This is a genomic window from Roseomonas sp. USHLN139 (assembly GCF_037145735.1).
Taxonomy (GTDB): domain Bacteria; phylum Pseudomonadota; class Alphaproteobacteria; order Acetobacterales; family Acetobacteraceae; genus Pseudoroseomonas.
This window is the reverse complement of the sequence record NZ_JBBCWY010000001.1, coordinates 1,375,795-1,387,030: the sequence shown is the minus strand read 5'-3', so window position 1 is coordinate 1,387,030 and position 11,236 is coordinate 1,375,795. Positions and strand designations below refer to the sequence as shown.

General features: G+C 70.8%; 11 protein-coding genes. 5 read left to right on the top strand and 6 right to left on the bottom strand.

All coding sequences use genetic code 11. From position 1 onward, the window contains the following. Positions 1-102: 102 nt before the first annotated feature. Together WFI16_RS06415 and WFI16_RS06410 are read left to right on the top strand one after the other, a co-directional pair. Positions 103-1,098 (top strand): histone deacetylase family protein, encoded by a 996-nt coding sequence (locus WFI16_RS06415; protein ID WP_419896954.1) that lies wholly within the window; start codon positions 103-105, stop codon positions 1,096-1,098. Positions 1,099-1,193: 95 nt separating this feature from the next. Continuing rightward, positions 1,194-2,699: a YifB family Mg chelatase-like AAA ATPase gene (locus tag WFI16_RS06410; protein WP_419896953.1), complete on the top strand. Its 1,506-nt coding sequence runs from the start codon at positions 1,194-1,196 to the stop codon at positions 2,697-2,699. Between the two features lie 6 nt (positions 2,700-2,705). Here WFI16_RS06410 and WFI16_RS06405 read toward each other — a convergent pair whose 3' ends face one another. Together WFI16_RS06405 and WFI16_RS06400 are read right to left on the bottom strand one after the other, a co-directional pair. Then, on the bottom strand, positions 2,706-3,098 hold the full coding sequence (locus WFI16_RS06405; protein WP_419896952.1) for a hypothetical protein: 393 nt from the start codon (positions 3,096-3,098) through the stop codon (positions 2,706-2,708). After that, positions 3,041-3,337: a hypothetical protein gene (locus tag WFI16_RS06400; RefSeq protein WP_419896951.1), complete on the bottom strand. Its 297-nt coding sequence runs from the start codon at positions 3,335-3,337 to the stop codon at positions 3,041-3,043. The genes WFI16_RS06405 and WFI16_RS06400 overlap by 58 nt, the downstream gene beginning before the upstream one ends. 112 nt (positions 3,338-3,449) lie before the next feature. On the opposite strand from WFI16_RS06400, the gene WFI16_RS06395 reads away from it, so the two are divergent. Further along, positions 3,450-3,755 (top strand): hypothetical protein, encoded by a 306-nt coding sequence (locus WFI16_RS06395; RefSeq protein ID WP_419896950.1) that lies wholly within the window; start codon positions 3,450-3,452, stop codon positions 3,753-3,755. A gap of 109 nt (positions 3,756-3,864) precedes the next feature. Here WFI16_RS06395 and fusA read toward each other — a convergent pair whose 3' ends face one another. Continuing rightward, positions 3,865-5,958 carry an elongation factor G gene (fusA, locus tag WFI16_RS06390; protein ID WP_442970646.1) on the bottom strand — a complete coding sequence of 698 codons (2,094 nt, stop codon included), beginning with the start codon at positions 5,956-5,958 and terminating at the stop codon, positions 3,865-3,867. 457 nt (positions 5,959-6,415) lie between these two features. Between fusA and WFI16_RS06385 the strand changes: the two genes are divergently transcribed. Together WFI16_RS06385 and WFI16_RS06380 are read left to right on the top strand one after the other, a co-directional pair. Beyond that, positions 6,416-7,729, top strand: coding sequence for a DUF1800 domain-containing protein (locus WFI16_RS06385; protein WP_419896948.1), 1,314 nt, complete (start codon positions 6,416-6,418; stop codon positions 7,727-7,729). Continuing rightward, on the top strand, positions 7,726-8,955 hold the full coding sequence (locus WFI16_RS06380; protein ID WP_419896947.1) for a DUF1501 domain-containing protein: 1,230 nt from the start codon (positions 7,726-7,728) through the stop codon (positions 8,953-8,955). The genes WFI16_RS06385 and WFI16_RS06380 overlap by 4 nt, the downstream gene beginning before the upstream one ends. A 61-nt stretch (positions 8,956-9,016) precedes the next feature. On the opposite strand, the gene dksA is transcribed toward WFI16_RS06380, so the two are convergent. The 3 genes from dksA to WFI16_RS06365 form a co-directional block, all read right to left on the bottom strand. Beyond that, complete coding sequence (gene dksA, locus WFI16_RS06375; protein WP_419896946.1) at positions 9,017-9,433, bottom strand: RNA polymerase-binding protein DksA; 417 nt, start codon at positions 9,431-9,433, stop codon at positions 9,017-9,019. A 196-nt stretch (positions 9,434-9,629) separates the two neighbouring features. Continuing rightward, the gene (locus WFI16_RS06370) at positions 9,630-9,863 is read right to left on the bottom strand and encodes a hypothetical protein (RefSeq protein ID WP_419896945.1); all 234 of its coding nucleotides are present in this window, start codon (positions 9,861-9,863) and stop codon (positions 9,630-9,632) included. A gap of 371 nt (positions 9,864-10,234) precedes the next feature. Further along, on the bottom strand, positions 10,235-11,185 hold the full coding sequence (locus WFI16_RS06365) for a beta-ketoacyl-ACP synthase III (RefSeq protein WP_419896944.1): 951 nt from the start codon (positions 11,183-11,185) through the stop codon (positions 10,235-10,237). Between the last annotated feature and the right edge of the window lie 51 nt (positions 11,186-11,236).

Genomic DNA, 11,236 nt, shown 5'->3' with positions numbered 1-11,236 from the left:
CTGGCGCGACGCTAGCCCTGCCATGGCCGGATCGACAAGAGCGCGTATCAGGCATAGCGTCAGCGCATGCGCGTCTTTGCCCATCCCGATCAGTCGCGGCACATGCCGCAATTCTTCCTCCAGCGCGGCCAGGTCCGCCGCAACTTCGAGGTGCCGGAGCGGGCCGAGGCCCTGCTCGCCGCGCTGCACCGGCTGCAGGTCACGGTGGAGAATCCCGGCACCGTCGACCGCGCCGCGCTGCTCGCCGTGCACGATGCCGGCTATGTCGGCTTCCTCGCCGAGGCGGCCGAAGCCTGGGCGGCGCTGCCCGAGAAAGGCCCCGAGGTGGTGGCGAACATGCACCCCTCGCCCGAGATGCTGGAGCAGGGCGCGGTGATGCCCGATTCCATCATCGGCCGCGCCGGCTGGTACACCGCCGATACCGCCTGCCCGATCGGGCCCGGCAGCTGGGAATCGATCCTCGGCGCCGCCTCCTGCGCGCTGGCGGCGGCCAAGGTCGCCGCCGGCGGCGGCACGGCCTACGCGCTGGCGCGGCCGCCGGGGCACCATGCCTATGCGGCGCGGGCCGGCGGGCATTGCTACATCAACAACAGCGCGCTGGCCGCGCAGGCGCTGCGCGACGCCGGTGCCGCCCGGGTCGCGGTGATCGACATCGACGCGCATCATGGCAATGGCACGCAGGGCATCTTCTGGCGCCGCGGCGACGTGCTGACCGCCTCGGTGCATGGCGACCCGGCCGGCTATTACCCCTGGTATGTCGGCCATGCCGGCGAGCGCGGTGCCGGCGCGGGCGAGGGCTGCAACCTCAACCTGCCACTGCCGCGCGATACCGCGGATGCGTCCTGGCTGGACGCTGTCTCCCTGGCGGCGCAGCGCGCCCGCGACTTCGGCGCCGAGGCGCTGGTGATCCCGCTCGGCTTCGATGCCTCCGAGCACGAGCCGCTGAGCTTCCTGAAGGTGACGGAGGCCGGCTTTGCCCGGTCGGCGGAGATCCTGTCCGGCCTGAACCTGCCGACGGTGATCGTGCAGGAGGGCGGCTACAATGTCGGCGTGATCGGCGGCCTGCTGGAGCGCTTCCTGACCGCGTTCGGCCGCTGAGCCCGACCCGGAGGGGGCGTCCTCGGGTGAAAAGCCCGGTCCGCCCTTCTCTTCCCGGTTGAACAGGACGGCCATGATCGATACGACATCGATCCATGGCCGTCATCCGACTCTCCAGCTTCGGCTTTTCCGGCATCGAGGCCCTGCCGGTCGAGGTGCAGGTGCAGATCGGCCCCGGCCTGCCCTCCCTCTCCCTGGTCGGCCTGCCCGACAAGGCGGTGGCCGAAAGCCGCGAGCGGGTGCGCGCCGCCCTCACCGGGCTCGGCCTGTCGCTGCCGCCGAAGCGCATCACCATCAACCTGGCGCCGGCCGGCGTGCCGAAGGAGGGGTCGCATTTCGACCTGCCGATCGCGCTCGCCCTGCTGGCGGCAATGGGCATTGTCCCGGCCGAGGAGCTCTTCGCCTTCTCCGCCCTGGGGGAACTGGCGCTGGACGGCGCCATCGGCCCGGTCTGCGGCATCCTGCCGGCGGCCTTCGGCGCGGTGCAGCGCGGCCAGGGGCTGATCTGCCCGGCCAGCCAGGGCGGCGAGGCGGCGCTGGCCGGCCAGCTCGAGATCCTGGCGGCGGAAAGCCTGCAGCAGCTGATCGCGCATCTGACCGGGCGCACCACGCTGAGCCAGCCCCTCGCCCCGCCGCCCGCTCAGCGGGAGGAAGGCGGCCTGTGCCTCGCCGAGGTGAAAGGCCAGGAGAGCGCCAAGCGGGCGCTGGAGATTGCCGCGGCCGGGCGGCACAGCCTGCTGCTGGTGGGGCCGCCCGGTGCCGGCAAGTCGATGCTGGCGGCGCGGCTGCCCGGGCTGCTGCCGGATCTGACCCCGCGCCAGGCGCTGGAGGTCAGCATGGTGCGCAGCATCGCCGGGCTGCTGGACGGCGGCCGGGTCTCGGCCAGGCCGCCCTATCGTGACCCGCATCACTCGGCCAGCCAGGCGGCCCTGGTCGGCGGCGGGCCGCGAGCGCGCCCGGGCGAGCTCAGCCTGGCGCATCACGGCGTGCTGTTCCTGGACGAGCTGCCGGAATTCATCCGCCCGGCGTTGGAGGCGCTGCGCCAGCCGCTGGAATCCGGCCATTGCGTGGTCAGCCGCGCGGCGGCGCATCTGCGCTATCCGGCGCGGGTGCAGCTGGTGGCGGCGATGAATCCCTGCCGCTGCGGCCAGCTCGGCCAGGCGGGGCGGGAATGCGGCAGCGCGCCGGGCTGTGCCGAGGCCTATCAGGGGCGCCTCTCCGGGCCGCTGCTCGACCGTATCGACATGAATGTGGCCATGGCGCCAATCCCGGCCGCCGCCCTGACCCGGGCGCCGCGGGGCGAGACCTCCGCCGTGGTTGCCGCGCGGGTGCAGCGGGCGCGCGACCGCCAAGTGGCACGGACCGGCGATCCCGAAGCCTGCAATGCCGAGGCGCCGCTCGACGCGCTGGTGGCCGCAGCCGAGCCGGAGGCGCTGGCTCTGGCCGAGAAGGCGGCGGCGCAGCTGGGCCTGTCTAATCGCGGCTTCACCCGCTGCTTCCGGGTGGCACGCAGCATCGCCGATCTGGAAGGCAGCCCGCGGATCGGCAAGGCGCATCTGGCCGAGGCGCTGGGCTATCGCCAGCGCAACGGCCAGGGCTGATGCGGATCAGCCGAAGCCGGTGGGGCGATGGTCGTGCCAATGGCGGCGGCCACGCTGCCGCCGCCAGTCCAGCAGCGGGGCGACGGCCAGCAGCGGCAGGCTGAGCAGCACCGCCAGGCCGAAGCCGGCAGCCACGGCGCGCCCGGCCACCAGATAGCCGAGCGCCGCGCCCGCCATGGTCACGGCATTCGCGGCGACGGCCAGGTACCAGCAGGCCCGGATGACACGGCCACGCTCCCGCTGGGGCGGAGCCTCGGGTGCTTCCTCGGTGAAAACACGGCCGTCATCCCGGACCTCGTAGAGGCGGCCGGGGGTGATCGTGAAGGGAGGTGGAGAGGGCTTCAGCGCCGCGTCATGGTGGCGAAGCCGCGCAGGCCGCCGCTGCGGCGCGCGCGCCACCACAGGCTGCCGAAGGCCACCAGCCCGGCGGCGATGGCCACCGGGATCGCAAGCGCGAAGAAGGCCAGGGCCACGCCGGCCACCACGATGCCGGCGGCACAGATCGCCACCAGCGCGGCGGCACCCCCCAGCCGGACCAGCAGGCGGTCCAGCCAGGTGCCCGGGCGCGGCGCCGGGTCACGGAACTCGCCCTCCGGGGTCATGTCCAGCACGGGGCGGTTGGAATGTCGCGGGTCCATGGACGCGATGTTGCCCTGAATGCGGGGGAGTTCAAGGGCAATCGGCGCCACGACCCTGCAACGAAGCGTGCCAGGATGTCTCGGGCCGGCAGGATGGCCTATATCGGCAGGCATGCGCCCCCTCGCCTGCCTCGCCCTCGCCGCTTCCCTGCTGGCCGGCAGCCTTGCTCCCGCCCTGGCCGAGCCGATCCGCCGGCCGAACGCCGCCCAGCTGGAGGCGATCCGCCGCTGGCTCTGCCCGAATGGCGGCTCGCCGGTGAAGGGGGTGCCGGGGCGCTGCGACCGCGGGATCGACCGGACGCCCTGGGACCAGGGGCTGCAGCCGGCCACCCGGCAGGCGGCCAATACCTGCCCCGAGGGAACCAAGCCGGTGCTGGCCCGCGGACACCGGGACATCATCCGCTGCCTGCCCTCCTAGCGAGGCCAGGCCGGGGGCAACGAGGGCCGTCGCCGCCCCGTCCGCGCTGCCGCCCGCGCAAAAAGAAAGGGGCGGGCAATTGCTTGCCCGCCCCTCCGTCGGTCGACCCTTAGGCCGACTGCTTCATGATCTCGTCGGCGACGTTGCGCGGCACCGGATCGTAGTGGTGGAACTGCATGGAGAAGGACGCACGGCCCTTCGTCATGCCACGCAGGTTGGAAATGTAGCCGAACATCTCCTTCAGCGGCACATGGGCGCGGACGATGACCGAGGTCGAGGCCATGTCCTGGCTCTGGATCACGCCACGGCGGCGGTTCAGGTCGCCCACCACGTCACCGACATGGTCCTGCGGGGTGGTCACCTCGACGTCCATGATCGGCTCGAGGATGACCGGACCGGCCTTCTTCATGCCTTCGCGGAAGCAGGCCTTGGCAGCGATTTCGAAGGCCAGGGCGCTGGAGTCGACGTCGTGGTACTTGCCGTCCACCAGGGAGAACTTGAAGTCCACCGTGGGGAAGCCGGCCAGCACGCCGGTGTCGGCCTGCACCTTGATGCCCTTGTCAACCGCCGGGATGTATTCCTTCGGCACCGAACCGCCGACGACGGCATTGACGAACTCGATGCCCTCGTTCCGCTCCTTCGGCTCGAAGGTGATCTTCACCTCGGCGAACTGGCCCGAGCCACCCGACTGCTTCTTGTGGGTGTAGGTCTCGGTGTGCGCCTTGGTGATCGTCTCGCGATAGGCGACCTGCGGGGCGCCGATGTTCGCGTCGACGCCATACTCGCGCTTCAGGCGGTCGATGATGATCTCGAGATGCAGCTCGCCCATGCCAGACAGAATGGTCTGGCCGGTCTCCTGGTCGGTCTTCAGGCGCAGCGAGGGATCCTCGCCGGCCAGCTTCTGCAGGCCGAGCGTCATCTTCTCGACGCCGTCCTTGGTCTTCGGCTCGACCGAGATATCGATGACCGGGATCGGGAAGGCCATGCGCTCGAGGACGACCGGATCGGCCGGATCGGCCAGGGTGTCGCCGGTCAGGGTGTCCTTCAGGCCGACGATCGCCACGATGTCGCCGGCGAAGACCTCCTTCACTTCCTCACGCTTGTCGGCATGCATCTGGAACATGCGGCCGATGCGTTCCTTGTTGCCCTTCGCGGTGTTCAGGACGGTATCGCCCTGGCGCACCACGCCGGCATAGACGCGGATGAAGGTCAGGTTGCCGTACTTGTCGTTGATCATCTTGAAGGCGAGCGCCGAGAACGGGGCGGTCTCGCTCACCTCGATGATGCGGCGCGGCGCGTCCTCATCCTGGCCTTCCTCGGGGGCGACCATGATGCCCTCGACTTCCACCGGGCTCGGCAGGTAGTCGCAGACGGCGTCCAGCAGCGGCTGCACGCCCTTGTTCTTGAAGGAGGAGCCGCAGACGACCGGGCGGAAGGTGCCGGCGATCGTGCCCTTCTTGATGCACTTCTTCAGGGTCTCGACCGAGACGTCGCCCTTGTCGAAATACTCTTCCATCGCCGCGTCGTCGACCGACAGCGCGGTGTCGAGCAGCAGCTGGCGGTACTCGGCGGCCTTGTCGGCCAGGTCGGCGGGGATCTCGGTCTCATGGTACTTGGCGCCGAGTTCGTCGCCTTCCCAGATCAGCGCCTTCATCTCGACCAGGTCGACCACGCCCTTCAGCGTGTCCTCGATGCCGATCGGCAGCTGCAGGGTCACCCAGTTGATGCCCAGCTTCTCGGTCAGCGTCTCGGCCGCGCGGTAGAAGTCGGCGCCGGTGCGGTCCAGCTTGTTGACGTAGATGATGCGCGGCACGTTGTAGCGGTCGGCCAGGCGCCAGTTGGTCTCGGACTGCGGCTGCACGCCGGCCACGCCCTCGATCACGAAGACCGCGCCGTCGAGCACGCGCAGCGAGCGATTGACCTCGATGTTGAAGTCGATGTGGCCCGGGGTGTCGATGACGTTGATCCGGTGGCCCTTCCACTCGGCCGTCACGGCAGCGGAGGTGATCGTGATGCCACGCTCACGCTCCTGCTCCATGTAGTCGGTCGTGGTGTTGCCCTCGTGGACCTCACCGATCTTGTGGGACTTGCCGGTGTAATACAGAATCCGCTCGGTCGTCGTGGTCTTGCCGGCGTCGATATGCGCCGTGATGCCGATATTGCGGATCTTGTCGAGCGGGGTGCGCGCCACGGGGGCCTCCATACGCGTCGCGGCGCGAGCCGCGCGGGAATCGTGATGCGAGCCAGGCGCGGCTTCCCGTCCCGCGCGCTCGCCTAAATCTCTCACGGCCAGTCCGGGAAGACCGTTTCCTAAGCGGGTCCGACGCCTGCGAAAGGGGAAATCCATCCCTTCCGCCGCCGCCGGAAACGCACACGGTGTTCCTGAACCGAGCGGGGCGGCTGATGGCCAGGGCTGTGCCTGGGCCGATTCACCGCACCCACCGTTGGGGCGCAGATGCACCGGATCGGGCCGCTTTGCAAGCGGTAAGACACGGCGGCGCGGCAGAAGCACCCCGTCCCGCCGCCAGATCGCCCCCCTCGATCCGGCCAATGCCGTTGCGCAACAGGCACGAATCCGATGACGCCGGATTTAGCTGGCGGACCGCCCAGGTCACCCTTTGTTGCAGGGAGCGCCCGGCCCGGCTGCTATAAATGGCCGCATGGATGTCAGCCGCCATCATGCCGCCCTCCGCTTCGGGCTCGGCGCCCGGCCGGACCAGCCGCTGCCGGAGGATCCCAGAGCCGCCCTGCACGCCGAGCTGGCGCGCGAGCCGGCACCGCTGCCCCTGCCCGAAGGCTGGGACCACCAGCCGACCATGGTGGACATCATGGCGGTGTGGGAGGAGGAGTTGGCAGCCCGCGACACCCCCATGCCGGGCAACCAGCGGCCGCGCGCCGTGCTGGCCCGTCAGGAGATGCGGGCGCTGGTCGAGCACGGCCTGGCGACCCCGGACGGCTTCCGCGAGCGGCTGGTCCTGTTCTGGACCAACCATTTCACCGCCAGCCGGCGCAGCAGCAATGTCCAGCCCTTCCTCGGCGACTACATGCGCCGCGCCATCCGGCCGCACATCGCCGGCAGCTTTGCCGACATGCTGGTCGCGGCGACCTGGCATCCGGCGATGCTCTATTATCTGAACCAGAATTCCTCGGTCGGCCCGAACAGCCCGACCGGCCGGCGCACCCAGCTCGGCCTGAACGAGAATCTCGGCCGCGAGATCCTCGAGCTGCATACGCTGTCGCCCGCCGCCGGCTACAGCCAGGCCGATGTGACGAATTTTGCCCGCCTGCTGACCGGGCTGACCGTGCAGCGCCGCAACGGCACCGGCACCCTCTTCGTGGCCAACCGGCACGAGCCCGGCCCGAAGCGGGTGTTCGGCGAGGAATTCGGCGAGGGCGCCGGCGAGATCGAGCGCGCCCTGCGCTGGCTGGCCGTGCAGGAATCCACCCAGCGCCACCTGGCGATCAAGCTGGTGCGGCATTTCGTCGACGACACCCCGCCCCCCGCCGCCGTCCAGAAGGTCTTTTCCGCCCTCCGCGACAGCCGCAGCGACCTCGGCGCCGCGGCGCGGACCCTGGTGGACATGCCGGAGACCTGGCAGAAGCCGCTGGCGAAGCTGCGCACCCCGCAGGAATTCGCCTTCGCCGCGCTGCGCGGCCTGGGCGCCGAGCCGCGGCACGCGCCGGTCGCCCTGCGCGTCGCCGGCAGCCTCGGCCAGCAGATCTGGCTGGCCACCGACCCGATCGGCTGGCCCGACCGGGCCGAGGACTGGGTCACCCCCGAAGGCGTGCTGCAGCGCATGGAGCAGGCGCATGACATGGCTGGCCGCTTCAGCCGGCTCGACCCCATGGCGCTGGCCGAGACCACCCTCGGCCCGCTCGCCCGGCCCGAGACGCTGCAGGCCGCCCGCCGCGCCGGGTCGCAGCGCGACGGCCTGACCCTTGTCCTTGCCAGCCCGGAGTTCCAGCGCCGATGAGCAAGACGACCCCCCATCTGCCGAAGCTTGGCCGCCGCGGGCTGCTGCTGGGCCTCTCGGCGCTGGCCGTCGCCGGCCAGTCGCGCCTGGCCATCGCCGCCCCCGCCCGCACCACCGCCGCCGCCTCAGGCCGCGGCGAGGCCCGCTTGGTCGTCGTGCTGCTGCGCGGTGCGCTGGACGGGTTGGCCGTGGTGCAGGCCTATGGCGACCCGGCCTTCCGCGAGCTGCGCCAGACGCTCGCCCTGCCGGAACCCGGCGCCGAGGGCGGCGTGCTCGACCTTGGCGGCTTTTTCGGCCTGCATCCCTCGATGGCCAATCTGCATGGCATGTTCCGCGCCAACGAGGCGCTGGTGCTGCATGCCATCGCCGGCCCCTATCGCACCCGCAGCCATTTCGACGCCCAGGACATGCTGGAGAGCGGCGCCGACAGCCGGCTCTCCTCCGGCTGGCTGAACCGCGCGCTGCAGAGCCTGCCGGCGGATGCCGACGCGCAGGGCGCGCGTGCCGCGCTGGCGCTCGGCCTCGACATGCCGCTGCTGCTGCGCGGGCCGCGGCCGGTCAGCATGTTCGCGCCGCCGCGCGGCGAGGCGCCGCCGGCGGAGCTCTATGCCCGGCTGGCCGACCTCACCCATGACGACCCCCTGCTGGGCCCGGCGGTGCAGGAAGGGCTGCGCGCCCGCGGCTTCGCCAATGGCGTGCTGGACAAGGAGGAGACCCGCGGCGGCGGCTTCCTGTACCTGGCCGGCTCGGCGGGGCGGCTGCTGGCGGCGGCGGATGGCCCGCGGGTGGCGGCGCTGGAGATGGGCGGCTGGGACACCCATGCCGCGCAGCCGAACCGGCTGAAGGGGCAGCTGGCGCAGCTCGATGCCGGGCTCGGCGCGCTGCGCGAGCAGATGGGCGAGGCCTGGAAGCACTGCGCCGTGCTGGTGATGACCGAGTTCGGCCGCACCGTCCGGGTCAACGGCAACAATGGCACCGACCATGGCACCGGCGGCGCGGCCTTCCTGCTGGGCGGCGCGGTGGCCGGCGGGCGGGTGATGGCGGATTGGCCCGGGCTCGGCCAGGGCAGGCTGTTCGAGGATCGCGACCTGCAGCCCAGCATGGACCTGCGGGAGGTCGCCAAGACGCTGCTCCGCGACCATCTGCGGCTGCCGGCCGCGGCGCTGGACGCCGCCTTCCCCGACAGCCGTCAGGTCGGGCCGAGGAGCGGCCTGCTCCGGGCCTGAAGCCCCGGGCCGCAACCTGCGGAAGGCGACGCCCGCCATCGGCGGGCGTCAGACCGGAAGATCAGTCGTCGCGGTGGACGCGTTCCATGCGCTCGTGGCGTTCCTGCGCCTCGATCGACAGGGTGGCGATCGGCCGGGCTTCGAGGCGGCGCAGGCCGATCGGCTCGCCGGTCTCCTCGCAATAGCCATAGGTGCCGTTGTTGATCCGCTCGATCGCCTGGTCGATCTTCGAGATCAGCTTACGGGCACGGTCGCGGGTGCGAAGCTCGAGCGCGCGATCGGTCTCGACGCTGGCGCGGTCGGTCAGATCAGCCTCGGCAATGCCGCCCTCGCTCAGGCTGGCGAGAGTATCGCCGGCCTCGCGCAGGAGATCCTGGCGCCAGCGCAACAGCTTCTGGCGGAAGTATTCCTGCTGGAGGGGGTTCATGAACTCTTCGGAATCCGAAGGCCGGTAGTCCGGCGGCACTGTGATCAGCATGTTTGTTCGATCCCCCGGCCGAGAAGATCCGGGTGCAGGACCCGCCCCTCAAGGCGGCCGGACCATACAGGCGCCGGCCCTGCCAAGCCAAGAGCCCGCGGCCGTCCGAAGCTCATGAAATTTCCAAGCAAGCGGCTGTTCTGCCGGCATATTCGGCAGGATGGCCGATTCGCGGGCAGAGCCAGCGGTGCATCGCTCAGCGGGACAGCAGGAAAGCGATCACCGCCAGCACGCCCATGATCAGCGCCAGGCTCTTGGCGAAGGCCAGCCAGTCGGACCGGTCGGCCTCCCCCTCCTCGGGGTGGAAGGCCGGCCGCTTGCTCCATTCCAGCGTGCCTTCCGCCCCGGCGCCGGCCGGCAGCGGCTGGCCCGGCGCCGTACCGAGGGCGGTCGGGGCCTGGATGCCGGCCGGACGCGGTTCGTCAGCCATCAGACATTCTCCCATGCTCGCGCCACGGGCCTGCTGCAGGGCGCCATCCGCCAGAATCTGATGGCCTGCTGCCCGAGGGGACAACTGAAATAAGTGCCAAATTTATCAATTATGAGAGGGATTTGCGCAATGGGCAGGCTATCTCAGCACCCCTTAATAATATGCTGTTTTTAAAGAATTTCTCGTTCGAGATGAAATTGGTACAGTTTGGTCCCGATGGTGGCCGGCTCGTCTGGCTGCCTCGTCAGGCGTTCCCGTTCTCAACCCTCGCGATAGAGAATCAGCCGGGGCCAAAAAAAAGCCGCCTCCGGAAGGAGGCAGCCCTGATCAGTTCTGGCCGTCCGGATCGCGTCCGGCGGCAGGGGGCGCCGTCAGAAGCGGGCCAGCGCCGCACCCCAGGTCAGGCCGCCGCCGATGCCTTCCATCAGCACCAGATCGCCGCGGGCGATGCGGCCGTCGCGGGTGGCCTCGGCCAGCGCCAGCGGGATCGAGGCGGCCGAGGTATTGGCATGGCGGTCGACCGCCACCACCACCCGCTCCGGCGGCAGGCCGAGCTTGCGACCCATGGCGTCGATGATACGCAGATTGGCCTGGTGCGGCACCAGCCAGGCGACGTCGGACTTTGCCAGGCCATTGGCCGCCAGCGCCTCGTCGACCACCGAGGCCAGCTTGGAGACGGCGTGGCGGAAGACCTCGCGGCCGGACATCTGCAGGATACCGCCCTCGACCTGCAGGATGTCGCCATGCCGGCCATCGGCATGCAGGTGGCAGGAGAGCACGCCGCGCCCTTCCTCGCCGGGCCCGGCGGCGCGCAGCACCACGGCGCCGGCGCCGTCGCCGAACAGGACGCAGGTGCCGCGGTCGCTCCAGTCGAGCAGGCGGGAGAAGACCTCGGCGCCGATCACCAGGGCGCAGCGGCACTGGCCCGCCCGCACCATCGCATCGGCGACGGAGAGCGCATAGACGAAGCCGGTGCAGGCGGCGGCGATGTCGAAGGCGAAGCCCTGGGTGATGCCGAGCAGCGCCTGGACCCGCACCGCGGTCGAGGGGAAGACCGAATCCGGCGTTGCCGTCGCCACGATCACCGCATCGACCGACGACGCCTCGAGGCCGGCCTGGGCCAGCGCGGCGCGGGCGGCGGCGGCGGCCATGTCGCTCGCCTTCTCGCCCGGCGCGGCGAGGTGGCGCTGGCGGATGCCGGTGCGCTCGCGGATCCAGGCGTCGGAGGTGTCGAGCCCGTACTTCGCCGCCAGGCTGTCATTGTCGAGGACCAGCTCCGGCAGGTAGCCGCCGGTGCCGGCGATGATGGCGCGAGGGGTCATGCGGCGTGCATTCCAGATATCCGGGAGCGCAGCGTCGCGGCGGCGGCAGCC

Bases quoted from the DNA above. Each gene is read 5' to 3' on its own strand.
- fusA (WP_442970646.1), bottom strand. From the start codon at position 5,958: ATGGAGGCCCCCGTGGCGCGCACCCCGCTCGACAAGATCCGCAATATC.
- WFI16_RS06380 (WP_419896947.1), top strand. From the start codon at position 7,726: ATGAGCAAGACGACCCCCCATCTGCCGAAGCTTGGCCGCCGCGGGCTG.
- WFI16_RS06410 (WP_419896953.1), top strand. From the start codon at position 1,194: ATGGCCGTCATCCGACTCTCCAGCTTCGGCTTTTCCGGCATCGAGGCC.
- WFI16_RS06415 (WP_419896954.1), top strand. From the start codon at position 103: ATGCCGCAATTCTTCCTCCAGCGCGGCCAGGTCCGCCGCAACTTCGAG.
- WFI16_RS06395 (WP_419896950.1), top strand. From the start codon at position 3,450: ATGCGCCCCCTCGCCTGCCTCGCCCTCGCCGCTTCCCTGCTGGCCGGC.
- dksA (WP_419896946.1), bottom strand. From the start codon at position 9,433: ATGCTGATCACAGTGCCGCCGGACTACCGGCCTTCGGATTCCGAAGAG.
- WFI16_RS06400 (WP_419896951.1), bottom strand. From the start codon at position 3,337: ATGGACCCGCGACATTCCAACCGCCCCGTGCTGGACATGACCCCGGAG.
- WFI16_RS06365 (WP_419896944.1), bottom strand. From the start codon at position 11,185: ATGACCCCTCGCGCCATCATCGCCGGCACCGGCGGCTACCTGCCGGAG.
- WFI16_RS06370 (WP_419896945.1), bottom strand. From the start codon at position 9,863: ATGGCTGACGAACCGCGTCCGGCCGGCATCCAGGCCCCGACCGCCCTC.
- WFI16_RS06385 (WP_419896948.1), top strand. From the start codon at position 6,416: ATGGATGTCAGCCGCCATCATGCCGCCCTCCGCTTCGGGCTCGGCGCC.